The 25,210-nt window shown below is 66.0% G+C and carries 20 protein-coding genes; 4 read left to right on the top strand and 16 right to left on the bottom strand.

Features of this window, described 5'->3' with window-relative positions; translation table 11 throughout:
• Positions 1–83: 83 nt before the first annotated feature.
• The 5 genes from ACQY5A_RS16815 to ACQY5A_RS16795 all read right to left on the bottom strand — a co-directional run bounded on the left by ACQY5A_RS16815 (position 84) and on the right by ACQY5A_RS16795 (position 3,310).
• Positions 84–371, bottom strand: coding sequence for a hypothetical protein (locus ACQY5A_RS16815; protein WP_428341433.1), 288 nt, complete (start codon positions 369–371; stop codon positions 84–86).
• Between the two features lie 178 nt (positions 372–549).
• Positions 550–1,254, bottom strand: coding sequence for a hypothetical protein (locus tag ACQY5A_RS16810; RefSeq protein WP_428341432.1), 705 nt, complete (start codon positions 1,252–1,254; stop codon positions 550–552).
• Between the two features lie 120 nt (positions 1,255–1,374).
• A complete protein-coding gene (locus ACQY5A_RS16805) occupies positions 1,375–2,181 on the bottom strand; it encodes an Fpg/Nei family DNA glycosylase (RefSeq protein ID WP_428341431.1) in 807 nt (268 codons plus the stop codon).
• Between the two features lie 6 nt (positions 2,182–2,187).
• Positions 2,188–2,670 carry a ribose-5-phosphate isomerase gene (locus tag ACQY5A_RS16800; RefSeq protein ID WP_428341430.1) on the bottom strand — a complete coding sequence of 161 codons (483 nt, stop codon included), beginning with the start codon at positions 2,668–2,670 and terminating at the stop codon, positions 2,188–2,190.
• Between the two features lie 28 nt (positions 2,671–2,698).
• A complete protein-coding gene (locus tag ACQY5A_RS16795; RefSeq protein WP_428341429.1) occupies positions 2,699–3,310 on the bottom strand; it encodes a DsbA family protein in 612 nt (203 codons plus the stop codon).
• Positions 3,311–3,406: 96 nt separating this feature from the next.
• Between ACQY5A_RS16795 and pepN the strand changes: the two genes are divergently transcribed.
• Positions 3,407–5,989 (top strand): aminopeptidase N, encoded by a 2,583-nt coding sequence (gene pepN, locus ACQY5A_RS16790; RefSeq protein WP_428341428.1) that lies wholly within the window; start codon positions 3,407–3,409, stop codon positions 5,987–5,989.
• Positions 5,990–6,005: 16 nt separating this feature from the next.
• Here pepN and ACQY5A_RS16785 read toward each other — a convergent pair whose 3' ends face one another.
• The 3 genes from ACQY5A_RS16785 to ACQY5A_RS16775 form a co-directional block, all read right to left on the bottom strand.
• Positions 6,006–6,482, bottom strand: coding sequence for a DUF5130 domain-containing protein (locus ACQY5A_RS16785; protein WP_428341427.1), 477 nt, complete (start codon positions 6,480–6,482; stop codon positions 6,006–6,008).
• A complete protein-coding gene (gene ctaJ / locus ACQY5A_RS16780; RefSeq protein ID WP_428341546.1) occupies positions 6,469–6,690 on the bottom strand; it encodes an aa3-type cytochrome oxidase subunit CtaJ in 222 nt (73 codons plus the stop codon). The genes ACQY5A_RS16785 and ctaJ overlap by 14 nt, the downstream gene beginning before the upstream one ends.
• Before the next feature lie 114 nt (positions 6,691–6,804).
• Positions 6,805–7,461: an HNH endonuclease gene (locus ACQY5A_RS16775; protein WP_428341426.1), complete on the bottom strand. Its 657-nt coding sequence runs from the start codon at positions 7,459–7,461 to the stop codon at positions 6,805–6,807.
• 161 nt (positions 7,462–7,622) lie between these two features.
• Between ACQY5A_RS16775 and ACQY5A_RS16770 the strand changes: the two genes are divergently transcribed.
• The 3 genes from ACQY5A_RS16770 to ACQY5A_RS16760 are packed head-to-tail and all read left to right on the top strand — an operon-like array spanning position 7,623 to position 10,680.
• Entirely contained in the window at positions 7,623–8,018 is a 396-nt protein-coding gene (locus tag ACQY5A_RS16770) for a globin (RefSeq protein WP_428341425.1), read from the top strand.
• Complete coding sequence (locus tag ACQY5A_RS16765) at positions 8,018–9,619, top strand: glycoside hydrolase family 13 protein (RefSeq protein WP_428341424.1); 1,602 nt, start codon at positions 8,018–8,020, stop codon at positions 9,617–9,619. The genes ACQY5A_RS16770 and ACQY5A_RS16765 overlap by 1 nt, the downstream gene beginning before the upstream one ends.
• Before the next feature lie 26 nt (positions 9,620–9,645).
• Positions 9,646–10,680 carry an FAD-dependent oxidoreductase gene (locus ACQY5A_RS16760; RefSeq protein ID WP_428341423.1) on the top strand — a complete coding sequence of 345 codons (1,035 nt, stop codon included), beginning with the start codon at positions 9,646–9,648 and terminating at the stop codon, positions 10,678–10,680.
• Here ACQY5A_RS16760 and ACQY5A_RS16755 read toward each other — a convergent pair whose 3' ends face one another.
• The 8 genes from ACQY5A_RS16755 to ACQY5A_RS16720 all read right to left on the bottom strand — a co-directional run bounded on the left by ACQY5A_RS16755 (position 10,681) and on the right by ACQY5A_RS16720 (position 25,178).
• Positions 10,681–11,352 carry a hypothetical protein gene (locus ACQY5A_RS16755; protein WP_428341422.1) on the bottom strand — a complete coding sequence of 224 codons (672 nt, stop codon included), beginning with the start codon at positions 11,350–11,352 and terminating at the stop codon, positions 10,681–10,683. It abuts the gene before it with no gap.
• Positions 11,340–11,759, bottom strand: coding sequence for an acyl-CoA thioesterase (locus ACQY5A_RS16750; protein ID WP_428341421.1), 420 nt, complete (start codon positions 11,757–11,759; stop codon positions 11,340–11,342). The genes ACQY5A_RS16755 and ACQY5A_RS16750 overlap by 13 nt, the downstream gene beginning before the upstream one ends.
• Positions 11,756–16,561: an NAD-glutamate dehydrogenase gene (locus tag ACQY5A_RS16745; protein WP_428341420.1), complete on the bottom strand. Its 4,806-nt coding sequence runs from the start codon at positions 16,559–16,561 to the stop codon at positions 11,756–11,758. The genes ACQY5A_RS16750 and ACQY5A_RS16745 overlap by 4 nt, the downstream gene beginning before the upstream one ends.
• Before the next feature lie 48 nt (positions 16,562–16,609).
• A complete protein-coding gene (ettA, locus tag ACQY5A_RS16740) occupies positions 16,610–18,286 on the bottom strand; it encodes an energy-dependent translational throttle protein EttA (RefSeq protein ID WP_428341419.1) in 1,677 nt (558 codons plus the stop codon).
• Between the two features lie 71 nt (positions 18,287–18,357).
• On the bottom strand, positions 18,358–18,816 hold the full coding sequence (gene ssb / locus ACQY5A_RS16735; protein ID WP_428341418.1) for a single-stranded DNA-binding protein: 459 nt from the start codon (positions 18,814–18,816) through the stop codon (positions 18,358–18,360).
• Between the two features lie 201 nt (positions 18,817–19,017).
• Entirely contained in the window at positions 19,018–21,036 is a 2,019-nt protein-coding gene (locus ACQY5A_RS16730; RefSeq protein ID WP_428341417.1) for a cytochrome c oxidase assembly protein, read from the bottom strand.
• A 24-nt stretch (positions 21,037–21,060) separates the two neighbouring features.
• Positions 21,061–23,400: a glycerol-3-phosphate 1-O-acyltransferase gene (locus ACQY5A_RS16725; RefSeq protein WP_428341416.1), complete on the bottom strand. Its 2,340-nt coding sequence runs from the start codon at positions 23,398–23,400 to the stop codon at positions 21,061–21,063.
• Positions 23,397–25,178, bottom strand: a complete 1,782-nt coding sequence (locus ACQY5A_RS16720; RefSeq protein WP_428341415.1) for an HAD-IB family hydrolase — start codon at positions 25,176–25,178, stop codon at positions 23,397–23,399. Before ACQY5A_RS16720 ends, ACQY5A_RS16725 begins: the two co-directional genes overlap by 4 nt.
• Positions 25,179–25,210 lie beyond the last annotated feature (32 nt).

Here is a 25,210-nt window from a genome sequence, read left to right as displayed (position 1 = left end):
GTTGCAGCTCTCAAAGCTTTAACACGAAACGGCATTGCTGCGAAGCGAATTCGCAGCAATGCCGTTTCAGATCGATGCAGCGGTCAGCGGTGATCCCAACCGTCGTGCCGACCGAAGTCATCGCGCCGGCCGAAGTCGTCGTGCCGGCCGAAGTCGTCACGCGGGCCACCTGCCCACCCGTTATAGAAGTTCTCGTGGCAACCGCCCCAATCCCAGTTGTTGCCCCAGCCTGGATCCCAGAACTCACCGGGACACCAGGTGGGAAGCGGACCCGGTTGGGCATGAGCTTCGGTAGCGACAGCCAAACCGGCCAAGCCCATGCCGGCGGCGACTGCGGCACTTGCCGCGACGATGCGTACGGTTCTCTTCATGCGATAAAGGCTACCCGAGTCATCAACGCTGAAAAGGCTAGGAGCACAACCTTTTTCGATCTGTGATATTCGGTGTCAGGCCAAAACCCGCCCGTTGTCGCGATGCGGAACCGTGACAATCGGGGCCCGCCGAAGCGGTCACCTGCATCGACCCATGTCTCGAAATCATCACTGCGGCTTAGGAATCGCCCCCACCGGACGAGGCGCCTCCAGCCGAAGAGTCCGATCCTCCGGACGAGTCGCCGCCGCCCACGTCACTGGTTCCCGGCGAGTCGCCTCCACCTGGGTCCGACGCTCCGCCGGAGTCCGACGCTCCACCCTTGTCGGGTGCAGAGGGGCCCGCATCCGGAGCCGGGGCTCCGCCGCCGTCGGCGGCCGGCCCGCCGGAACCCGGTCCAGCCGTTCCCGCCTCCGGCCCAGAAGCGCCCGGTCCACCGGGGTCGTGTCCACCGGGCTCGCCCGGTCCACCCGGCTCATGGCCGCCCGGTCCCCCCGGGTCGTGACCACCGGGGACGCCGGGTTCATGTCCGCCTGGCCCGTGGCCGCCGTGTCCGCCGTGGCCACCGCCCGATTCATGTCCCCCGGGGCCTCCCGGATCGCCTGGCCCACCGGGGCCGCCGGGTGGCGGGCCACCCGGGCCGCCGGGTCCGCTTGGGCCCCCAGGTCCGGGGCCGCCGGGTGCACCTGGGTGACCGACGATCGGTGGCCGCTGGACGATGGTGGGTCCGTTGTTGGTGTTCGGGGGCACGAACGAGTTGCCGTGGCAAGCGTTCCAATCCCAGTTGCTTCCCCACGACGGGTCCCAGAAGTCGCCCGGGCACCAGTTCTGTCCGGGCTGCGCGTGAGCGTCGGCGATGCCGCCTAATCCAAAAGCTGCGGCCATCGCTGCCGATGCAATGGCACAGCTCGCAAATTTGTTCATGGGCTATACGTACCTGGTCAGGCTATGCGCGCGCGCAGCGGATTCTATTGGCCGGATGAGAAGTCGGCGGTGACCCTCCCGTCACGTCTGGCAGGTCGGGCACCAGAAGAGGTTGCGCCCCTCCAATTCGGCTGTGCGGATTGGCGTTCCGCACACCCGGCACGGGTCGCCGGTACGGCGATACACATAGGTCCGTGGCCGACCGCGGCCGTATGACAGTCCGCCGTGGTCGTGTTCGGGCCGCACCGTGATGATCTTGCCGCGTCGTACCCCGACTTTCATCAGGGCCACCAAGTCCGTCCACGACTCGGCGAACTCCGCTTCGCCGATCGCCCGGCCGGGACGGTACGGATCGATGCCATGACGGAACAGCAGCTCGTTGCGGTACACGTTGCCGACTCCGGCGATGATGGTCTGGTCCATCATCAACGCACCGATCGGCCTGCGCGACTTGGTGATTCGCCCCCACGGCCAGGCGGGGTCGGCATCCCGGCGAAGCGGGTCGGGCCCCAGCCGCGCGACCACGTCGGCGACCTGAGCCTCGTCGATGATCTCGCACACCGTGGGCCCACGCAGGTCGGTGCCGTACTCGGCGCCGATCATCCGCATCCGAACCTGCCCGACCGCGGCCGGCAGATCCTCATCGGGCTCACGCGCCCACTCGGTGAACTTGCCGTACAAGCCGAGGTGGACGTGCACGGTGGCGCCGCCGACGTAGTGATGGAACAGGTGCTTGCCCCAGGCGGTGGCCTGTTTGAGCACCTGACCGTCGACCACGGATGCGTCGGTGGCGAAACGGCCCTGCGGGCTCGACACCGCGACCGGCGATCCGGCGAAGCGACGCTGGTGCAGCCGGGCCAGTCGATGAAGGGTATGCCCTTCCGGCACGGAAGGCTACTCGCTGCCGGCGCCGGGCACCGGCGGCGGCTGGTGAGTGCGCTCGTATTCGTCGAGGATGTCGATACGCCGTTGGTGGCGTTCGGCTTTCGACCACGAGGTGCTCAGGAACGCATCGACGATTGCCAACGCTTCCGGCACGGTGTGCATACGGCCGCCGATGCCGATCAGCTGAGCGTTGTTGTGCTGGCGGGCCAGCGACGCGGTCTCGACGCTCCACCCCAGCGCGCAGCGCGCTCCCGGAACTTTGTTGGCCGCGATCTGCTCACCATTGCCGGATCCGCCGAGCACGATGCCGAGGCTGTCCGGATCGGCGACCGTCTTCAGTGCGGCCGCGATACAGAAGGCGGGGTAGTCGTCCTCGGCGTCGTAGGTATAGGCGCCGCAATCGACCGGCTCGTGGCCGGTCTCTTCGAGGTGCTCGATGATCTGCTGTTTGAGTTCGTAGCCGGCATGGTCGGAGCCGAGGTATACGCGCATGAGCGAAATCCTGCTCCGCCGGTCGCCGCTAGTCGAATTCGGGGCCCTCGGTACGGCTTCGCTTGAGTTCGAAGAAGTGCGGGTACGACGCGAACGTCACCGATGCGTCCCACAGCTTGCCGGCCTCTTCGCCGCGCGGAATCCGCGACAGCACCGGACCGAAGAACGCGATGCCGTTGATGTGAATGGTGGGCGTGCCGACGTCATCGCCGACCGCGTCCATTCCGGCGTGGTGGCTCTTGCGCAGCGCCTCGTCGTAGGCGTCGCTGTTCGCGGCGTCGGCGAGCTCGGCGGGCAGGTCCAGCGCCTTGAGCGACTGCGTGATCACGTCGTCGAGGTCCTTGTTGCCCTCGTTGTGAATTCGCGTGCCCATCGCCTCGTACAGCGGGGCGAGAATCTCGGAGCCGTGGGCCTGCTCGGCGGCGATCGCCACCCGAACCGGGCCGAACGCCTTGGCCAGCTTCTCCTTGTAATCAGACGGCAGGCCCTCACGGTTCTCGTTGAGCACCGCCAGGCTCATCACCTGAAAGTTCACCTCGATGTCGCGGACCTTCTCCACTTCCAGGATCCAGCGCGAGGTGATCCATGCCCACGGGCACAGCGGGTCGAACCAGAAATCGGCAACGGACTTCTCGGACATGCTCAGATCCTCTCGTCAACGGTTAACCGTCCAGCACAACCCTAGCCACGGCGGTCCTGTTCCCGCCGTCGGGACCGAGACGCCTAAGTTAGTGGAGTGGCACTCCCCAACCTCACCCGTGACCAGGCTGCCGAGCGCGCTGCGCTAGTCACCGTCGACAACTACCAGATCGCCTTGGACCTCACCGACGGTGACGGCAAACCGGGCGAACAGACCTTCCGCTCCACCACCACCGTCACCTTCGACGCCCTCCCCGGCGCCGACACCGTCATCGACATCGCCGCCGGCACTGTCCGCGGCGCGACCCTCAACGGTCAGGACCTCGACGTTTCCGGCTACGACGAGTCGACCGGTATCGCGCTGACCGGGCTGGCCGAACACAACGTCCTCGTGGTCGACGCGGACTGCCGCTACTCGAACACCGGCGAGGGTCTGCACCGGTTCGTCGACCCCGTCGACGACGAGGTGTACCTCTACTCGCAGTTCGAGACGGCGGACGCCAAGCGGATGTTCGCCTGCTTCGACCAGCCCGACCTCAAAGCCACGTTCGACGTCTCGGTGACCGCGCCGCAGCACTGGCAGGTGATCTCGAACGGGGCCACGGCGAGCGCCGTCGACGGCGTGCACACGTTCGTCACCACCCCGAAGATGAGCACGTATCTGGTCGCGCTGATCGCCGGCCCGTACGCTCGCTGGGACGACGTCTACCGCGATGAGCACGGCGAGATCGCGCTCGGCTTGTTCTGCCGGGCGACGCTGGCGGAGTTCATGGACGCCGAGCGGTTGTTCACCCAGACCAAACAAGGTTTCGGCTTCTACCACAAGAACTTTGGCGTCCCGTACGCATTCGGCAAGTACGACCAGTTGTTCGTGCCGGAGTTCAACGCGGGCGCGATGGAGAACGCCGGCGCGGTGACGTTCCTGGAGGACTACGTTTTTCGCAGCAAGGTCACCCGGGCATCCTACGAGCGGCGCGCCGAGACGGTGTTGCACGAGATGGCGCATATGTGGTTCGGCGACCTGGTCACCATGCAGTGGTGGGACGACCTGTGGCTCAACGAGTCCTTCGCCACGTTCGCCTCCGTGCTGTGCCAAGCCGAGGCGACCGAATTCACCACGGCGTGGACCACTTTCGCCAACTCCGAGAAGTCCTGGGCCTACCGCCAGGACCAGTTGCCCTCGACACACCCGGTGGCGGCCGACATTCCCGACCTGGCCGCCGTCGAGGTCAACTTCGACGGCATCACCTACGCCAAGGGCGCCAGTGTGCTCAAGCAGTTGGTCGCCTACGTCGGGCTGGAGCACTTCCTGTCTGGGCTGCGCGACTATTTCGAGGCGCATGCGTTCGGCAATGCCACATTCGGCGACTTGCTGGGCGCTTTGGAAAAGGCTTCCGGCCGTGACCTTTCCGACTGGGGCCGGCTCTGGCTGAAGACGACTGGCCTCAACACCCTGCGCGCGGACTTCGATGTCGACGCCGACGGCCGCTTCACCCGCTTCGCGGTGACCCAGAGTGGCGCCGCGCCCGGCGCGGGTGAAACCCGCACCCACCGCCTGGCGATCGGCATCTACGACGACGACGGCAGCGGAAGGCTGACCCGCTCGCATCGCGAAGAACTCGACGTGTCCGGCGCAAGCACGGACGTTGCGGCCCTGGTTGGGGTTTCGGCGGGCCGACTGGTGCTGGTCAACGACGACGATCTGACCTACTGCTCGTTGCGCCTGGACCCCGGGTCGCTGGACACCGCCCTGGGCCGGATCGCTGACATCGCCGAACCGCTGCCCCGCACATTGGTGTGGTCGGCGGCGTGGGAGATGACCCGCGATGCCGAGCTGCGCGCCCGCGATTTCGTGTCGCTGGTGTCCGGCGGGATTGAGGCCGAGACCGAAGTCGGTGTGGCCCAGCGACTACTGCTGCAGGCGCAGACCGCGCTGGGCTCCTACGCCGACCCCGAGTGGGCGCGTTCGGAAGGCTGGCCGGCGTTCGCCGACCGGCTGCTGGAGCTGGCGCGCAGCGCGGCAGCGGGTTCAGACCATCAGCTGGCGTTCGTCAACGCGCTGTGCACATCGCTGCTCTCGCCTGAGCAGGTGTCCGTGCTGGCCGACCTTCTCGAACGCGATCCCGCCGATCTGGGCCTGGAGGGGCTGACCGTCGACACCGATCTGCGTTGGCGGATCGTCACCGCGCTGGCCGCCGCCGGCGCGATCGACGCCGACGGCACGCAGACGCCGTTCATCGACGCTGAGGTGAAGCGTGACCCGACGGCGGCCGGCAAACGTAACGGCGCTCAGGCCGCGACGGCGCGTCCGCAGGCTGCGGTGAAGGACGCGGCGTGGATCTCAGCCACCGAAGACGACACGCTGGCCAACATCACCACCCGGTCGATCATCAACGGTTTCGTCCAGCCGGGCCAGGGCGAGTTGTTGCAACCGTTCGGCGCCAGATACTTCGCCGCGATCGCGGGCATCTGGGAGCGCCGGTCGAGTGAAGTCGCGCAGACGGTCGTGGTCGGCCTGTACCCGTCGTGGGACATCAGCGACGAAGGCATCGCCGCTGCCGACGAGTTCCTCGCCGACACCGGGTTGCCCGCGGCCTTAAGGCGACTGGTGCTCGAGGGCCGCGCCGGCATCGAAAGGTCGCTACGAGCGCGACGATTCGACGGCGCCGGCGAAGCCTGAGAAAAGCGGCAGGCCGTTAGGCCCGCGAAATACCAGCGCTGGTCACCCGGATCGCGCTGATCAGCCCGCCAATCAGGTGGCCGTAATTGAAAGACGCGGCCGCTGCGGCGACACCGAGCGGCGCGGCCGACTCGGCTCCCCGGCCGCGGACCGCTGAACCGTAGACCACTTCGATCACGTGCTGATCCGGTGAGACGGCGATCAACACCGCGTCGTTCGGCGTCGGCACCTTCGCCAGGATCTCGCGCGCCCGCGCACCGGTGTCGCTGCCCAGGTCGCCGATGTAAACCGCGAACCGTGCACCCGCTGCCCGCGACCCGTAGGTCAGTGCGTCGTCGAGGGTGACCAGGTCGTTGGTCGAGAACGGGTAGTGCACCGAGAGTTCGCCGGGTTCGGTGACACCCGAGATGCGGCCACTGGTCGTGATCGCCGAGCCATGTGGCAACTCGGCGGGCAGGCCTGATGCGACGGTTGCAATTTCACCACTCGCCACTTGCGCCACCTCCGACGCTGAACTCGTCGTGTCCGTGGTGACCGTGACCGACGGCCTCGTCGGTGGCCGCCCACAGGATCGGCGAATGTGTCCAGGGCTCCGACATGGTGTAGGTCGCTGGGTGCGGACCCTTGCGTCTCCAGATCGCCGCGGCGAGTAAACCGGTCAGCAGTAACGGGATACCCAGCAACAAGGCGTGAATTTCCATGGTGCTCACGACGCAAACCGTATCTCACCGGCGATCGGTGGGCCAGATAAGCAGCGCTCGGATCGATTGCCCGCCTTCCCAGCGTGCCGCTCCGCGGCGCGCATCGTGACCGGGCTAGGCCGCGCCTTCGCCGAGATACCGTACCCACGCCGGGTCGAGGTCTTTGACCGTCGACAGCAGTCGCCAATGCTGACCCTTGGGCGGGGTGGGCGCCATCCGCAGCGACCAACCCAGCTCGGCAAGCAACTTGTCGCCCTTGCGGTGGTTGCAGGTCGAGCAGCATGCCACGCAGTTCTCCCACGAGTGACCGCCGCCGCGGCTGCGCGGGACCACATGGTCAACCGTGTCGGCCTTGGCTCCGCAGTAGGCGCAGCAGAACCGGTCGCGGTGCATCAGCGCCGCGCGGGTCATCGGAACCCGGGCCCGGTAGGGCACCCGGACGAACGTGCGCAACCGGATCACCGACGGCACCGCGATCGAACTCGTCGAGGAGTGGACGACCGGACCGGTCGGATCGTCGTGGACCACGTCGGCCTTGCCGCAGATCAGCATGACGATCGCGCGCCGAACCGGCAACGCCGTCAACGGCTCGTACGTCGAGTTGAGCAGCAGCACCCGCCGGCGATTCCAGATGGATCCGGGGTCATGCAGGATTGGGGAAGCCGAGTCAACGCTCTGGACGCTGTGCAGGGTTGAGCCGTTCGCGGGCCTGCTGAGGCCTGCCGCCGCACCTGAATTGTGGTGGCTGCGGCGTTTTGTGCGCTGCGCCATACGTCCTCCGCCGACCAGTCCACCACGATTCGTCAGCGAGTGCACGCCAAATTGGCCGGTGTTCGCTGGTCAATCCGGTGAACACCCGGTAGCGAGGTGCAGGCGCAAGGTTCGTATGTCGCTCAGCGGCCGGCTCGGGGCATGGCCCACAATGGAGGGCGATGGAACAACCACAAGAAACCTTCTACGACGCTGTCGGCGGTGCGGATACGTTCCATGCGATCGTGGCGCACTTCTACCGGCTGGTCGCCGAGGATGAGATTCTGCGGCCGCTGTACCCCGAGGACGACCTGGCAGGCGCCGAAGTACGGCTGCGGATGTTTCTCGAGCAGTACTGGGGCGGCCCGCGTACGTATTCCGAGCAGCGCGGCCATCCCCGACTACGGATGCGGCACGCGCCTTTTCAGATCGGCCCGTTTCAGCGCGACGCGTGGCTGCGTTGCATGCACACCGCGGTCGCGTCGATCGACTCGGCGACCCTCGACGACGCGCATCGCAAGGTGCTGCTCGACTACCTGGAAATGGCGGCACAATCAATGGTCAATTCTCCGTTCTGATGAGCACTCGACAACGGCGAACGTGGTGGACGGATGCCGTGTTCTACCAGGTGTATCCGCGATCATTCGCCGACAGCAGCGGTGACGGTGTCGGTGACATCGACGGTGTGGCAGCGCAGTTGGACTATCTGGACCGACTCGGGGTCAACTCGATCTGGTTCAGCCCGATCATGGTGTCCCCGATGGCCGATCACGGCTACGACGTATCGGACCCACGCGATATCGATCCGCTGTTCGGCAGCCTGGCCGCACTGGAACGGCTGATCGCCGCGGCACATCAACGCGGCATCAAGATCACCATGGACTTGGTGCCCAACCACACCAGCTCGGCACATCCGTGGTTCCACGAGGCGCTGGCCGCCGAGCCGGGCAGCGCCGCTCGCAACCGCTACATTTTCCGCGACGGACGCGGACCCAATGGGGCCGAGCCGCCGAACAATTGGCAGTCCGTGTTCGGCGGGTCGTCGTGGACGCGGGCCGTCGAGCCGAACGGCGCTCCGGGCCAGTGGTATCTACATCTCTTCGATGTCGAACAGCCGGACCTCAATTGGGACAACCCGGAGGTCTTCGACGATCTCGAAAAGACGCTGCGGTTTTGGTTGGAGCGCGGCGTCGACGGGTTCCGCATCGATGTCGCACACGGCATGGCCAAACCGCCTGGCCTTCCGGACACCGACGTCGAGATGCGGCCGCGGATGCTCAGCGACGGCGATCCACGGTTCAACCACGCAGGCGTGCATGAGATTCACCGCAATATCCGCCGGGTGATGAACGACTACCCGGCGGCAGTGACGATCGGCGAAGTGTGGGTGTTCGACAACGCCAGCTGGGCTGAGTACGTCCGCGCCGACGAATTGCACCTGGGCTTCAATTTCCGCTTGGTGCGAGCCGAATTCGATCCGCCCGAGATTCACGATGCGATCGAGAACACCCTGGTTGCGGCAGCGATGGAAAATGCCACTCCCACATGGACGTTGGAGAATCACGATGTCGTTCGGGCGCCCACTCGCTACGGCGGGGGCGACGTCGGACTGGATCGGGCGCGCGCAATGGCGCTGCTGATCCTCGCCCTGCCCGGAGCGGTATTTCTCTACAACGGCCAGGAATTGGGCCTACCCAACGTCGAATTGCCCGACGAAGCGCTGCGCGATCCGACCTGGGAACGCTCCGGACACACCGTCCGCGGCCGCGACGGATGCCGGATCCCGATCCCCTGGCGCGGCGACACTCCCCCCTTCGGTTTCTCCACGTCGACCGACACCTGGTTGCCGATCCCGCCGGAATGGGAATCGCTCACCGTGGAGAGGCAGCTACTCCGCCCCGACTCGACGTTGTCGTTCTTCCAACGTGCCCTTGAAATACGGCGCAGCCACGGTGAATTCACCGGCGACGGTATTGAGTGGCTGGAGGCACCCGGCGACATACTCGCCTTCGCCCGCGGCGACGGCGGGTTGCGCTGCGTGCTCAACGCCGGTAAGGAGCCGATACCGCTTCCGGATGGCGAGCCGATTCTGACCAGCGCACCCCTGGTCGACGGGGAACTGCCAGCGAATGCGGCGGCGTGGCTGGTGTCGCCGTCGGACCCCGCGGGTGGCGCGTGACCGCGCGCATCTGGAATACATGACGCATGACGTACGAATGGGCGGTCATCGGCGCCGGGCCCGCGGGCATCGCAGCCGCGGGGAAGCTGCTCGATCACGGCGTGGCCGACAAGGACATCGCCTGGATCGATCCTGACTTCGCGGCGGGCGATCTCGGCGCGAAGTGGCGATCGGTGTCCAGCAACACGAAGGTCGGCGCTTTCCTGGATTACCTCAACGGCGCCAAAGCCTTTCGGTTCTCCGAAGCACCCCCGATGCCACTGACCGAAACAGATCCCGAGGAAACCTGCGCGCTCGCCCTGGTCGCCGATCCCTTGCGGTGGATCACCGACCACCTTCGGGCGCGGATGGACGCCATCGAAACCACGGCCACCGGCCTGGTATTGCAGAACCGGCAGTGGCGGATCCAGACAGAGCAGCAAGACCTGACGTCGGCCAATGTGATCCTCGCGGTCGGAGCAACCCCGAACAAGCTCGACTACCCTCAGCTGCAAGAGATTCCGCTGGAGATCGCCCTCGACCCGGACAAGCTGGCTGACCAACCGCTGGAGAACACCACGGTCGCGGTGTTCGGTTCATCGCACTCCTCGATGATCGTGCTTCCGCACCTGCTGCGTCTCCCGGTGGCAAAGGTGATCAACTTTTACCGCAGTCCGCTCAAATACGCCGTCTACTTGGATGATTGGATCTTCTACGACGATTCAGGACTCAAAGGCCGGGCAGCGGATTGGGCCCGGGACAATATCGACGGTGTGCTACCGGACCGCCTCGAGCGGTGTCTGGTCGACGGCCCGGACTTCGACGAGAAGCTCGCCGAGTGCGGCCTGGCGGTATACACGGTCGGCTTCGATCGGCGACCACTGCCCGAAACTCCACAATGGGGTCAGCTTGATTACAACCCCGACAACGGCATTCTGGCGCCCGGACTCTTCGGCGTCGGGGTCGCGTTTCCGCAGCGAGCGGTCGACCGCTACGGCTACGTCGAATACCGGGTCGGGCTGAAGAAGTTCATGGATTACCTCCAGGAGATCCTGCCCCTCTGGCTGCAGTACTCCACCTAGTCAGCGCAACACGACCGCTGGGTCGCCGCGTCGCCGGTACACCGACCCGAAGCGCGCGTCGATCCGCAACCACGCCCGCATGGTCCGGACCCGCACAATCTCACCGGAGTCGACGGCATCGGCGTCCTGCGGCAGAAAACCCATTGCCGTCAGCGCGAATACGCAACGCATCGGCACGCCGACACTGTCGCCACCCCCGCTGACCCGGATCACTTCCTGATCCAGCAGCGAAACCGGTGGCCCCTGCGCGCTGCTGTGCTCTTTGGCCAGCTGCGAACCGCGCTGCGCCAAATCCAGCAGCAGGCGGGCGGGCACGTCGTCGAGATGGGCGAAGCCCGCGTCCGGCGGCAGGACACCGCGCCATGCGGAGTCCATCGGAAAGCCGGGATCGACGTAGCCGGAACGATCGACGGCCGCCAGGCCCCGCCCCAATTCATCTGCGCCGACCGACAAGTCGTCCGGCCGCACCACGCCGGCCACCACCCTGCTGGCCAGCACATCCAAACCGGTTGACGCCCAAGCGGTGAACTCCCCCGCCGGACGTGCACGTAACCGGATGACCGTGGCGGCGTCGAGTCGCATCGCCCGTTCGACGAATGCGGCCAGGTCGGCGCGCTGGGCGGGAACAGATTCGGGGCTCAGCCACACCCCCCGATCGGCTACCGCAGCCACTGCTGCAGGTATTCCCGATGATGTGGCGAAAGACGCACCAGTCGCTGCTCATCGATGTGGAATGCGGCCAGTTGCGACTCGCCGATCACCGCGGGCTTGGACTCCGGATCAACGCTGACCGACCGCACTTCGTAGCCAAGGGTGAAATCGACCGCCCTTAGCCGCTTGGTCCACATCGTCACCTGCAGCGGCGAATCGATCAGCCGGAGTTGACCTTTGTAGCTGACCCGCACGTCGGCGATCAGCAGGCCGACCTCGAGGATGTCCGATTCGAAAGCCGGTTTCAGGAACGGAACGCGTGCCTCTTCCATGATCGTGACCATGGTCGCGTGGTTGACGTGCTGGTACATGTCGATGTCCGACCACCGGACCGGAACCTGCGCAACGAATCCGGGGAGGGCTGTCAACCTGCCGCCCCTCGCCCGCTGGTGCGCGTCATCGAGCGGATCTGGCGCGCCGCCACCGACAGTGTGGCCAAATCGCGTTGGCCGCCCTCATAGATTTCGATCAGGGTCCGCCGAGCCCGCTCCACTCGCGATGCGCTGGTGTGCTCCCATTCGGCAATCTTCTCCTCGCCGGTCTCGTCCGGCTCGCCGACCGCGAGCACGTCGAAACAGAGCGAACGCAGCGACGAGTAGATGTCGTCACGAATCGCCAAGCGCGCCAACGAGTGCCACCGGTCAGCCCGCGGTAGTTCCGATACCGCGGTCAAGAGACCGTCGGTGCCCAGACGGTCCATCAGCGCGAAGTAGGTGTCGGCAACCTCGGCGGGCTCGCGGTCCTCGATGTCGGCGACGTCGATGATGTCCAGCAGGCTGTAGCGGTACAAGCCGACGGCCACCATGTAGCCGAGCTCGCCGGAGGCGCCTTGCCGGACGAATTCGGCGGCTTCCTTCTCGACGATCGCCTTGTCGTCGCCGCGCAGCCACTCCGACATCCGCGGCGTCAGCGCCGCGACTTTGGTGGCGAACCGGTTGATTTCAGCGCCCACGGCCAGCGGCTGCGGCCGGTAGTTGAGCAGCCAGCGTCCGGCGCGGTCGATCAGCCGGCGGGTGTCCAGCGTCATGGCATCGGACACTGCGATCGGCAGCCCCGCCTCGCGGATGCTGTGCCACAGCGGTTCGATCCCGAAGATGGCATCGGTCGCCGCGTAGGTACGGACGGCGTCGACCGGGCTGACCCCGGTGTCGTGGGTGATGCGGTAGTCGTAGCTGATGCCGGCCGTGTCCACCAGATCATTGACCAGCATGGTGGTCACGATCTCGCGCCGAAGTTGATGCGAGCGGATCGCGGGACCGCATCGGGCTCGCAGCTGTGACGGGAAATAGCGGGGCAGCTTGCGGGCGAACACCTCTTGATCCGGCAGATCGGTTTCGAGCACTTCGTCTTTGAGCGTCAGCTTGACGTGCGCCATCAGCGTCGCGAGTTCCGGCGAGGTGAGTCCCAGGCCGACCTCGAGCCGCCGCGTGATCTCTTTCTCCGAGGGCAGCGCTTCGAGATCGCGGTTGAGCCCCCGCTCGGCTACCAGATATTTGATCTGGTCGGCGTGTACCGGCAAAAGACTTGGGGCGTTGGCGCGGCTGGTGCCCATCAGGTCGTTCTGGTCGGCGTTGTCGGCGAGCACCAACTCGGCGACCTCGTCGGTCATCGACTCGAGCAGCTGGGTGCGTTCGCCCGGATCGATCTTGCCTGCCGTCACCTGGGCGTCGACCAGGATCTTGATGTTGACCTCGTGGTCCGAACAATCCACACCGGCCGAGTTGTCCATAGCGTCGGTGTTGATCCGGCCGCCGCACAGGTCGAACTCGACCCGGCCGAGTGCTGTGACACCCAGGTTGCCGCCCTCGCCAACGACTTTCGCACACAGTTGGTTCGCATTCACCCGCAGCGCATCGTTGGCGCGGTCACCGACGTCGGCATCGGATTCCGCTTCCGCCTTGACGTAGGTCCCGATGCCGCCGTTGAACAGCAGGTCCACCGGCGCCCGCAGGATCGCGCGTACCAGATTGGGTGGCGTCATCTCGGTGACGTCGTCCTCGATGCCCAGCGCTTCACGCACCTGATCGCTGATCGGGATCGACTTGTGTTCGCGGCTGTACACCCCACCGCCGGTGCTGATCAGCGACGTGTCGTAGTCGTCCCAGCTGGACCGGGGCAGCTCGAACATCCGCTGTCGCTCTTGCCATGTGGAGGCCGCATCGGGGTCGGGATCGAGGAAGATGTGCCGGTGGTCGAAGGCGGCCAGCAACCGAATGTGCCTGGACAGCAACATGCCGTTGCCGAACACGTCGCCGCTCATGTCGCCGACGCCGACGACGGTGAAGTCCTTGGTCTGAGTGTCGACGCCCATCTCGCGGAAGTGCCGCTTGACCGCTTCCCAGGCGCCTTTGGCGGTGATGCCCATCGCTTTGTGGTCATAGCCGACCGATCCGCCGGAGGCGAAGGCGTCGCCCAGCCAGAAGCCGTAGGACCCGGCCACCTCGTTGGCGATGTCGGAGAAGGTCGCGGTGCCTTTGTCGGCGGCCACCACCAGGTAGGCGTCGTTGCCGTCGCGCCGCACGACTTCCCTTGGGGCGGTTACCTCTCGCGTGACGTGGTCGACGTTGTCGGTGACGTCGAGCAGACCGGAGATGAACAGCTTGTAGCAGGCGATGCCTTCGTTGCGGTTCGCGTCGCGATCGGCGGCGGCGTCACCGGTGGGCAGCGGCGGCTGCTTGACGACGAATCCACCCTTGGCACCGACCGGCACGATCACCGCGTTCTTGACGGCCTGCGCCTTGACCAGCCCGAGAACCTCGGTGCGGAAATCCTCCCGGCGGTCCGACCAGCGCAGCCCACCGCGCGCGACGAAGCCGAACCGCAGGTGTACGCCCTCGACGCGGGGTGAGTAGACGAAAATCTCGAACCTCGGACGCGGCAGCGGCAGTTCCTCGATCAGCTGCGCGTCCAATTTCAGCGACAGCACATTCTGACTGCGGGCCGAGCCCGTTTGCGTGACAAAGTAATTGGTGCGCAAGGTGGCCTGAATCAGCTCGGCGAACGCGCGCAGGACGCGATCGGTGTCCATGCTGACCAGCGCGTCGATGTCGGAGGCGACCGCCGCCGCGGCAGCTTGCGCGTCGCGGGTCTTCGATCGAGAAGGGTCGGGGTCGAACAGCGCCTCGAACAGCGCCACCAGCGCCCTTGCGGTGGAGGGATTTTCGTTGAGCACCGACTCGATGTGCGACTGGCTGTAGGCGAACCGGGCCTGCCGCAAGTACTTCGCGTAGCTGCGCAGCAGCACCACCTGCTGCCAGGTCAGGTCGGCGCGCATCACCAACTCGTTGAACCGGTCGATCTCGGCGCGGCCTTCCCAGATCGCGCTCACCGCGTCCGCGAAGCGCGCAGCGGTGTCCTCCCGTTGCGGCCCGGGCCGCGCTAGCGGGACGGTGGGAAGTGGGGTGATCTTGAACTGATAGATCCAGATGGGCAGCCCGTCGGGACGGGTGACGGAGAAAGGCCGCTCTTCGAGCACCACCACACCCATCGACTGCAGCATCGGCAGCAGCTCGCTCAGTGACGCGGTTCGGCCGCCCAGATACCATGTCAGCCGGACGTTTTCGTCGTAGTCATGGTCGGAGAGCACCAACTTGACCGAATCGTCGGTGAGCTCGTCGAAGATTGCGATGTCGTTGATCGCATCCGCCGGGGTGACGACCTGCTTGTACGCCTCGGTGAACGCGCCCGCGTAGTGCTCGACCTCCAAGGGATCGAGTTCGGCCGCAACGGCTTCGGTGATCAGCCGGTCCGACCAGGTGCGCGCGGCGTCGGTCAACAGGGATTGCAGCCGAACCCGGTTGACGTCCGACGTGTCGATTTTTGTGGCATTGTCCGCACGTAGCCGGACCATGAAATGTAATAGCGCCCAGGGTGATTCGGTGACACGTGCGGTGAATTCGAGGCTGGTGCCGCCGAATTCCTGAACCAGGATTTCCTCGATCTGCATGCGCACTGCCGTCGTGTAGCGGTCGCGGGGCAGATACACCAGGCACGACACGAAGTACTCGAGCCGGTCGGCGCGCAGGAACAGCAGCGCGCGACGCCCCGATCCGAGGTCGACCACCGATTTGGCCATCGCCAGCAGCTCGTCGGCACTGCGCGCGAACAGCTCTGAGCGAGGCACGGTTTGGATGACGTCCAGCAACAGCTGTCCAGGATGGCCGGGGTCGAGCTCGGCCAGGGTGAGGACCTGGTGAACCCGGCGCGAGATGATCGGGATCTCCAGGACGTCGGCGTTCATCGCCGCGACGGTGAATAGTCCGATGAGGCGATGCTCGAAGACGCTGCCATCGGCGTTCTCGCGGACGGCGAACACATACGGGTAGGCGCCGAAGCGCAAGTAGCTGGCGACGTCGGTCTGCGCCAGCGCGAGCAGTTCGTTGTCCAAGGTCAGCCGCGGGCGAGAACCCTTGCGCCGCCGCAACACTCCAAGGCTGGTCGTCGCCGCATCACCTGACACCCGGCCGTTGTGCACCGGGCAGCGTTGATACCCCAGCAGCGTGAAATGTCCGGCGGCCAGCCAGCGCAGCAGGGTCGCGACGTCGGCGTTGTCGTCACCCGGGTAGTGGGCGCCGGCGTTGGATTCGACGTCGTTGGCCAGGTTGTCGAGCACGGCGATCATCGCCGTCGAATCCGCTGCGACGGTGCGCAGGTCGGCGAGGACGCCCGGCAGCAGGCGCTCGGCTTCGTGCAGCGCGTTCCGGTCCACCGACGGTGAGAGCTGGACGTGCAGCCAGGTCTCGTCGACTCCATCGCCGCCGGATTCCTTCGGACCCACGGTGAGCAGGTCACCGGCGTCGTCCCGGCGCACGCGGAACACCGGGTTCATGATCGCGGCGTAGGACACCCCGAGTCGATGCAGCAGGACTGTCACCGAGTCCATCAGCATTGCGCCGTCGTCGGTGACCACCTGCAGCGCGGGCCCGAAGCCGCCCGGGTGGTCGGGCGGGTACACGGCGACCAGGCTCTCCCCCGCCGGTCGGTGCGAGCCCAGCCGGTAGTGCGACTTCAATAGCGCCGGCGTGACCGTCGGGATCGACTCCGCGGCCGACTCGACGTCGGCCTCACCTTCGTGCGGACCTTGATAGCTGTCGGAGTAGGCGTTCGAGATCCACTCGGGGATGTCTTTGCCGTCAGCGAACTTGGTCCAGTCACGAGCATCAACCGTCATGCCGACCGCTCCTCAGCACGCATACCACCAACGCTGGCACGCCTGACATTAATCGCGTGTGAGCCTTCGGTGAGTTACCCGGTGCGGACGCGCCGCGTCAGCTCCGAGGCGCTCGATCTTGTTCTCCTCGTAGGAGCCGAAGTTGCCCTCGAACCAGAACCATTTGGCTTCGTGCTCGCCGTCGCCCTCCCACGCCAGGATGTGCGTGCAGGTCCGGTCGAGGAACCAGCGGTCGTGCGAGATCACCACCGCGCAGCCCGGGAACTTCTCCAGCGCGTTCTCCAGGGAACCGAGCGTCTCGACATCGAGGTCGTTGGTCGGCTCGTCGAGCAGGATCAGGTTGCCGCCCTCTTTCAACGTGAGCGCCAGGTTGAGCCTGTTGCGTTCACCACCGGAGAGCACGCCGGCCGGCTTCTGCTGGTCGGGGCCCTTGAAACCGAACGCCGACACGTAGGCCCGCGACGGAATCTCGTTCTGCCCGACCTGGATGTAGTCCAACCCCTCGGAGACGGTCTGCCAGACATTCTTCTTCGGGTCGAGCCCGCCGCGTGACTGGTCGACGTAGCTCAGCTTCACAGTTTCGCCGACCTTGACGACGCCGCTGTCCGGCTGCTCGAGCCCGACGATGGTCTTGAACAGCGTGGTCTTACCCACACCGTTGGGACCGATCACGCCGACGATGCCGTTGCGGGGCAGCGTGAAGGACAGATCCTTGATCAGGGTGCGACCTTCGAAGCCCTTGTCGAGATGGTCGACCTCGACCACCAGGTTGCCCAGCCGCGGACCGGTCGGGATCTGGATCTCTTCGAAGTCGAGCTTGCGCGTCTTCTCGGCCTCGGCCGCCATTTCCTCGTAGCGCTGCAGACGGGCCTTGCTCTTGGCCTGCCGGGCCTTGGCGCCGGACCGGACCCAAGCCAACTCCTCGGTGAGCCGCTTCTGCAGTTTGACGTCCTTGCGGCCCTGCACCGAGATCCGCTCGGCCTTCTTCTCCAGGTAGGTGGAGTAGTTGCCCTCGTAGGGGTAGGCGCGGCCGCGGTCGAGCTCCAAGATCCACTGCGCCACGTTGTCGAGGAAGTAGCGGTCGTGGGTGACCGCCAGAACCGCGCCCTCGTAGGCGGCCAGGTGCTGCTCGAGCCACTGCACACTCTCGGCGTCGAGGTGGTTGGTCGGCTCGTCGAGCAGCAGCAGGTCCGGCTTGGACAGCAGCAGCTTGCACAGCGCCACGCGGCGCCGCTCACCGCCGGACAGGTGCGTCACCGGCTCGTCGGGCGGCGGGCAACGCAGCGCGTCCATTGCCTGCTCCAGCTGCGAGTCGAGATCCCACGCGTCGGCGTGGTCGAGCTCTTCCTGCAGTTGGCCCATTTCCTCCATCAACTCGTCGGAGTAATCGGTGGCCATCAACTCGGCGACTTCGTTGAAGCGGTCGAGCTTGACTTTGATGTCGCCCAGCCCTTCCTCGACGTTGCCGCGAACGGTCTTCTCCTCGTTCAGCGGTGGTTCCTGCTGCAGGATGCCGACCGTCGCGCCGGGGGCCAGGAAGGCCTCGCCGTTGTTGGCCTTGTCCAATCCGGCCATGATCCGCAAGACGCTCGACTTACCCGCCCCGTTGGGGCCGACGACACCGATCTTGGCGCCCGGATAGAAGCTCAAGGTGACGTCGTCGAGGATGACTTTGTCGCCGTGCGCCTTGCGGACCTTCTTCATCGTGTAGATGAACTCAGCCATGCGGCGGTGTTGCCTTTCTGATTGCGGGGTGTAGCTCGCGCCCCATCCTAGGCAACTTGCCCGCCGGGCTTCTAAGCCGACATCGGCAGCGGTGCCTCCGCAGCGGAATCGCCGTCCGCGCTGTCCGGTTCCTTCGCCTCGTCAGCCTCGATCGCAGCGGTCACCGATCCGGGCGAGACGGTCTTCTCCACCCGCGCGATACAGCGGGACAGATCGGGGCCGACCGCGATCGCGCGCATCTCCAGAGTCGATCGCTGATTGCCGTCGCGGTCCTCGTATTCGCTGGTGTAAAGGTGTCCGGACACGATCACCGGCGAACCCTTACCCAGCGAAGCGCCAACACCGGAGACCAGCCGGCCCCAGCAGTTGACGGTGACGAACAGCGAGTTGCCGGGCTCCCAGTTGCCATCGGCTGCGCGGCGCCGGGAATTGCTCGCGACCCGGAATTTCAGAACCTCCTGGTCACCGACTTGGCGGCGCTTCAGGTCGTTGACCACGTTTCCGACCACGGTCACTGGCGTTTCGAACATTTCTGGTTCCTCGTTTCTCCTATGCACCGCAACCGGTGCTGCCTGCCGGCCATTCAGCTCCGGGTTACCGACGGCGAACCCGATCGGTGCGGCGGACTCAGCGATCCTGGGGATAAAGGCGCGACTGTGGGAAAGCGCGAAACGGAACCCACGGTCGTGGTTCGGCAAGAACTCCAGCCCCGGCTCCCGGTTCGCGGAAAGCTAGGGGTGTGAGCGCTGGCCCGGCGCATCGCCGCGGGCCAGCTCGACGAGCATCGCGTTGTAGGCCACCAGCTCGGCGTCATCGTCGCGGTCGGCGGCACGATCGAGTCGACGGGCGGTCCGCCGATCACTGCGCGACCACTGCACCAGCAGCGCGATCATCACCACCGCCAGCGGTATTTCCCCTGCGGCCCAAGCCATTCCACCGCCGAGCCGCTGGTCACCCAGCAAATCGGTGTGCCAGCTCAGGTGCAGCGATCGGTAGAAGCTCCCGCCGAGCACTTTGTCCATGCTCATCAAGATGACGGCGAAGAAGGCGTGCAACGGCAGCGACGCGAACACGACGGCCACCTTGGCGATCGGCGGGATCGGCCGCGGCGTCGGGTCCACGCCGATGACCACCCAATAGAACAGGTAGCCGCTGGCCAGGAAGTGCACGTTCATGATGACGTGGCCGATGTGGCTGCCGACCGCAGCGTCGAAAAGGCCGCCCAGGTAGAGCCCGTAGAACCCGGCAACGAACAATGCCGTCGCGACCAGGGGGTTGGTCAGGAACTTCGAGACCTTGCTGTGCAGTGCCGCAAGCACCCACTCCCGCATGCCGGGCGGATTCGCACTGCCGGCAGCCGGCAGCGCCCGCAACGCCAGGCCGACCGGACCGCCCAGCACCAGCAGCACCGGCACCAGCATCGACAGCATCATGTGCGCCGCCATGTGCATGCTGAACATCACCGGCATGTAGCGGCCCATCCCGGACGAGCTGACGAACAGCAACGCCAGACAGCCCAGCAACCAGGCCACGGTCCGGCCCATCGGCCATGCGTCACCACGGCGCCGCAGCCGCAGCACCCCGGCCACGTACAGCGCGGCGAAGATGATCGCCGCCGAGCCGAAGATCAGGTCGAACCGCCAATCGAGGAGCACCCGGACCGTAGTCAGCGGTCCGTCGAAGTCATAACCAATTTTCACGTCCGATATCGAGGGGATGCCGATCGGCAGCGGTGGAGGCGGGGTGCGACCCAGCCCGACAGCGACACCGAACGTGAGACCGAACAACAGCGCCTCGATCAGAGCCAGCCGGATCAGTTGCGCTCGTGATGTCGGATCCGCTTGCAGCGCAAGGACTCCGGTGCGACGTTGACGCCAACCAAGGATTCCGAGCAGGCACAGTGCCACGAATTTGACGATGACCAGGTGTCCATAGTCACTGGACAGCAGATCCGATGGGCGGACCCGCACCAATGCGTTGACGACGCCGCTGACCGCCATGGCGCCGAAGCACCACAACGCGATCGTCGAGAACCGTCGCGCGGCCAGATCGGCGTGCTGCCCACCGCGAACCACGTGTGTCAGCAGCGCCAGCAGGCCGCCGGCCCACAGGCTCCCGGCGACCAAGTGGATCAGCAGGCTGTTGGTGGCCAGGTCATGCGAACCGCCGGCCGACGAGTGACCGGTCAGCCCGAGCGGTATCAGCGTCACCAGCGACCCGGCCAGCAGCAACGGCGTCCACGACCAGCGCAGCACCGGAAGGCTGGCCACCGTCAGCACCGCAGCCAGCAGTGCGGTCCACCGCCACGCCGCCGAGATGTTGATGATGCCGGCCAGCGACCACAGACTCGCGGGGTTCAGGTGAGCGGTGAAGGGCTGACCGGATATGTCCGAGATGGTCAGCGGCACCAACAGCGCGGCGCACACCGCCCATGTTCCGGCCGCCACGGTCCCGACGCGCAGCGCGCGATAGCCGTCGGCGTCGAGGACGCCGTTGCCTTGCGGCGGGACAAGAAATGCGGCCATCAAGAAGGATCCGACCGCAACCACGGCTGCGACCTCGCCGGCGGCCCGCACGAACGGCAGGCCGAGCGTGGTCACCGGGCCCGGATCGGGCAATCCGGTCGCGGTCAGCGCCGCTGTCAGCGACAGCACCCCGATCCCCGCGGCGGTGCAACCGGCCAGCGCTGCCACCGCCACGAGCATCGGCCACGCCAGCGCGCGGCGCGTTGCGGCCGGAGTACCCGTCATACCCAAAGAGTACGGGCGCGTTGCCTAAGACTGACTCGCGCCGCGGGCCTCAGCCTCACGGGCGGCAAACTGTTTGCGCGCGATGAGCGCAACGTGATCGAAATCCCCGAGGATGGCTAGCAATTCGCGACGGAAGGCGACCCGTCGCTCGGCGAGGTCGGTTGCGGGCTCGAGCAACTTCTGGTCAGCGACGACCTGGCGCGCGGTGTCGAACAGCAATGTCGACACTGGTTCGTTGCTGCGCACGCGCCCTTGCGCGGCGTACTGCTTGCCGACGCCGAGCGCCAACTGGGTGAGCTCCTTGGCCCCGATCTCCGCCGGGGCGTCTCGCAACACATCGGCGACGATCTCGTAGGCCTCGAAGAACACCCGCAGCATCGCGTCCGACATCAGTGGTCGCTTCGCGTAGAGCATCGCTTCGATCTCCTCGGAGCCCGCCGCGACCTTTGCTTCCCAGCCGTCGTTCCAGGCCATCTCGTCGGCGAGGTTCTGGCGGAATGCGGCCGAATCGGCGAAGTAGAAGTCGAATTTCAGCAGGTCCCGCAGCCGCATCGCCTGGGTCCAGAATGCCTCGAGCCGGTCCCCATCGACCCGCGCCGCGTAGGCCAGCGCCAGCTCGACGATCACGGTCTCCAGGAACGCGTGGATGACGGAGTTGCGGTAGAACGCCGCGGTGTGTTCGTTCTCAGGGGCGATGCGCCACACCGGTTCTCGGCCGCTGTCCACCCGGGTGACCGGATGACCATTCGACAGCGAGTCTACCGCCGCGCGGACTCCTTCGGGTGTCCGCAGCCGCAGCGCGCTAGTGGACATCGGCGTGTTCTTGCGCTCGAGGTAGTCGAGCGAATCCTGCAGAGTGTGATGCAGCTGCGTGCAGGTCAGCGCCAGCCCGTGCGTGGTCAGCAGCAGCGCAGATACCAGGCCGGTCGCGTTGACCGGGGTTGACTGCAGGATCCGCCAGGCGACCTCGAACGACATCTTCTGCAGCGCAAGCCGTTTGGCGGCTTCGTCGTCGACCGCCTGGCCGTGTGGGCCGAGATAGTCGCGCATCGACACCGCTTCGGGAAAGCGGACGTAGATCTTGCCGTAGTTGCGTTCGCCCTGGGCTTTGATGAAGTTGTACATCCAGCTCAGGCCCTCGGCACGCTTCTCGCCGCCGCGGGCGTAGGCGGCGTATTCGGCCGTCTCGTGCAGCTGATCGAAGCTGATCGAAACCCCTTGCAGCAGAATGTCATCACTGCGGCCGTCCAGATACGCATCGGCCACGTAACTCATCAGCCCGAGCTTGGGCGGCAACATCTTTCCGGTGCGCGACCGGGTGCCCTCGATGGACCAGCTCAGGTTGAACCGCTTCTCCACCACATAGCCGACGTACTCCTTGAGCACGTACTTGTAGACCGGATCGTTGCCGATGTTGCGGCGGATGAAGATGGTTCCGGCGCGGCGCAGCAGCGGTCCCATGACCCCGAAAGCCAAGTTCACGCCGGCGAATACATGCACCGGCGGCAGCCGATTCTCCTGCATCGCCACCGGCATCACCGCGCCGTCGATGTAGGAGCGGTGCGAGAACAGCAACACCGCCGGATGCGATTCCAGCGCCGTGCGAAGCTTGGCGACCTGGTACTCGTCGTAGTCGATATCGCGATCAAACCCTCGGCTGAACAACCTGCCGAGCACGGAGACGAGGTCGACCGACACCCGGCTCCACCCGGTGGCGAGTTCGTCGAGCATCTTCCCGGCTTGCTCGAGGTCGGCACCCGGGATTTTCTCCAGGCCGGCACGAAAGCGCGCAGATGCCATGATCTCTGGGCGGACCAGCCGCGGCGATTTGTATTGCGGTCCGAGGATTCGGTATTCGGCGCGTTCCATCGCCAGCAGAGCCCGGCGCGTGACGAAATGCGCGAATTCACGGGGATTGTCGCCGATAGTGATGTCGCGCCATTGTTGACGAAGCTCGGATACCTTGGCCGACTCGCCGGCCACCACTTGGGCGCGGGCACGGTCGGACCGCAGGATGTGGCGCTGCTGACGTTCGCTGGGCTGGTAGGGATTTTGCCCCGGGAGCAACGCCGTCACCCGGTTCAGCGCCGTCGCGTCGGCCGCCGGCATCCAGAAGACCCGAACCGGCACGATCGAGCGGTCCTCATCCAACTCGAGCTGCTCGACGAGTTGCGCCATCGCACCTGGCGACGAGTCCTGCTCGGGCAGGGCCAGCACCTCGAGCTTGGTCTCCGGATGCCGGGCGCGTTGCTGATCCAGCCACGTTGCCAGCAGTTTCGACTCGATCGCCGACGATGCCGACGCCAGCACCAACGTGTCATCGCTCGCGGTGAGCGTGGCGGAGTCGGCGGACGGGGTGGTCACGATCGTCCCTTTGGCCGAGGCGTATTCGGTTGCGCTTTGGTCGCTTTGCGTGGTGCCGCCTTGGGTTGAACTGCCTTGGCCGCCTTTTTCGCGGCGGCCTTCTTCGCGGGCGCGGCTTTCTTCGCGGGCGGGGCCTTCTTGGCGGGCGGGGCCTTCTTGGCGGGCGCGGCCTTCTTGGCGGGCGCGGCTTTCTTGGCCGGCGCGGCTTTCTTCGCAGGCGCGGCTTTCTTCGCCGGCGCGGCCTTGGTGGCCTTTTGCGGCGCCTTGCGGGGTGCCGGTTTCTTCCGGTACACGTCGTGGTCAGGCAGCTCGTCGACCGGCCAGTCGGCCAGCGCGTCCAGATACAGCTGACGCACCTCGGCGATCCGATCCGAAAGCTTGTCCACTGTCCAGTCGGCGACGGAAATCGGCGGAAAGACAGCGACATCCACCGTGCCGGGGTTCATCGTGGTCGAGTTACGCGCGGCGATGATTTCGGCGTTGCGAATCACGATCGGCACGATCGGTATGCCCACCGACATCGCCATCCGGAACGGACCCTTCTTGAACGGCCCGACGCTGGTGGTGTCCAGTCTGGTGCCCTCGGGCGCAATCATGATGGACAGCCCTTGCCTCGCACGCTCTTCCACCTGATGCAACGTTTCGACGGCGGCCGTCGGATTGTCCCGGTCGATGAAGACGGAATCGAGCACCTTGCCGAGCGTGCCCATGATCGGGTCTCTCTCGAGTTCCTTCTTGCCCACCGCAACCCAGTTGTCGCGGATCAGCGCGCCGACGATGACGGGGTCCGCCTGGTTGCGGTGGTTGAAGATGAACACCGCCGGCCGCTCGGCGGTGAGATTCTCTTCGCCCACGATATTCAGCTGAACACCGCTGGCGGTCAACAACATCTGCGACCACGTCGCGGTGAAGAAGTTGACCCCGCGACGCCTGCTGCGGGTCAGCAATCCGATGCCGAGCGCGCCGGCCGCAACCGGAACCACCGATCCGACGCCGGCCAGTGTGCGCAGCTGCGCGGTGATGCCGCCGCCGCTACGACTGGTGAACCGCAGAATCGGCCACCCACGTCGCTTGGCAACCGCGGCCATCTTGCCCTCGGGGTTGGTCGGCCGCGGATTACCGACCAGATACATCAGCGCGACGTCTTCATCCCCGTCGGCATAGAAATAGCTGTCCGTGAGATCAATCCCGTGCTCGCCGGCGAACTTCTGCACTGCGGCTGCCTTGCCCGGTCCCCACAGGATGGGGGCGACGACGCCGCCGGTGAGAATGCCGTCCTCGTCCGTCTCGAACTTGTTGGTCAGGGTGTTCAGGATGCCGAGGAACTTCGCCACCGGTGCGACCTGGATGGTGAGCGCCGACGAGCTGAGCACGACGGTGTGCCCGCGGGCCAGGTGGGCGCGAACCAGTTCGCGCATCTCCGGGTAGATCCGGGACTCGATGCGCTGCACGAACAGTCGCTCGCCGATCTCGTCGAGGTCGCTCAGCACGCGGCCGCGTAACGCGCCCGAGGCTTTGCTGATCAGCTCTTCGAACTCGATACGCCCGAGTTGATGGTTCAAGCCGGCGGTGACCATGCTGATCAGCTCGCCAACACCCATGTCGCGGCGCCGCAAGCGTTCCTGGGTCAGGATGATGGCGGTGAAGCCGGCCACCAACGTTCCGTCGAGGTCAAAGAACGCACCGACCTCGGGTCCGGACGGGCTGGCCATGATCTCGGCAACCGAGCCCGGTAGCCGGAGATCGCGCGGCGGCTTCTTCGATTCTTCCTGGCTCATCTGCGCCGCTCCTCCTGACCCTCCCGGATCGC

This window comes from Mycobacterium sp., assembly GCF_965277065.1.
Lineage (GTDB): Bacteria > Actinomycetota > Actinomycetes > Mycobacteriales > Mycobacteriaceae > Mycobacterium.
Note: the sequence above shows the minus strand (reverse complement) of the source record. Positions and strands in the feature narration are given on the sequence as shown.

Bases quoted from the DNA above. Each gene is read 5' to 3' on its own strand.
- ACQY5A_RS16775 (WP_428341426.1), bottom strand. From the start codon at position 7,461: ATGGCGCAGCGCACAAAACGCCGCAGCCACCACAATTCAGGTGCGGCG.
- ACQY5A_RS16815 (WP_428341433.1), bottom strand. From the start codon at position 371: ATGAAGAGAACCGTACGCATCGTCGCGGCAAGTGCCGCAGTCGCCGCC.
- ACQY5A_RS16760 (WP_428341423.1), top strand. From the start codon at position 9,646: ATGACGTACGAATGGGCGGTCATCGGCGCCGGGCCCGCGGGCATCGCA.
- ACQY5A_RS16770 (WP_428341425.1), top strand. From the start codon at position 7,623: ATGGAACAACCACAAGAAACCTTCTACGACGCTGTCGGCGGTGCGGAT.
- ctaJ (WP_428341546.1), bottom strand. From the start codon at position 6,690: ATGGAAATTCACGCCTTGTTGCTGGGTATCCCGTTACTGCTGACCGGT.
- ettA (WP_428341419.1), bottom strand. From the start codon at position 18,286: ATGGCTGAGTTCATCTACACGATGAAGAAGGTCCGCAAGGCGCACGGC.
- ACQY5A_RS16765 (WP_428341424.1), top strand. From the start codon at position 8,018: ATGAGCACTCGACAACGGCGAACGTGGTGGACGGATGCCGTGTTCTAC.
- ACQY5A_RS16720 (WP_428341415.1), bottom strand. From the start codon at position 25,178: ATGAGCCAGGAAGAATCGAAGAAGCCGCCGCGCGATCTCCGGCTACCG.
- ACQY5A_RS16730 (WP_428341417.1), bottom strand. From the start codon at position 21,036: ATGACGGGTACTCCGGCCGCAACGCGCCGCGCGCTGGCGTGGCCGATG.
- ACQY5A_RS16810 (WP_428341432.1), bottom strand. From the start codon at position 1,254: ATGGCCGCAGCTTTTGGATTAGGCGGCATCGCCGACGCTCACGCGCAG.
- ACQY5A_RS16745 (WP_428341420.1), bottom strand. From the start codon at position 16,561: ATGACGGTTGATGCTCGTGACTGGACCAAGTTCGCTGACGGCAAAGAC.
- ssb (WP_428341418.1), bottom strand. From the start codon at position 18,816: ATGTTCGAAACGCCAGTGACCGTGGTCGGAAACGTGGTCAACGACCTG.
- ACQY5A_RS16800 (WP_428341430.1), bottom strand. From the start codon at position 2,670: ATGCGCGTATACCTCGGCTCCGACCATGCCGGCTACGAACTCAAACAG.
- ACQY5A_RS16795 (WP_428341429.1), bottom strand. From the start codon at position 3,310: ATGTCCGAGAAGTCCGTTGCCGATTTCTGGTTCGACCCGCTGTGCCCG.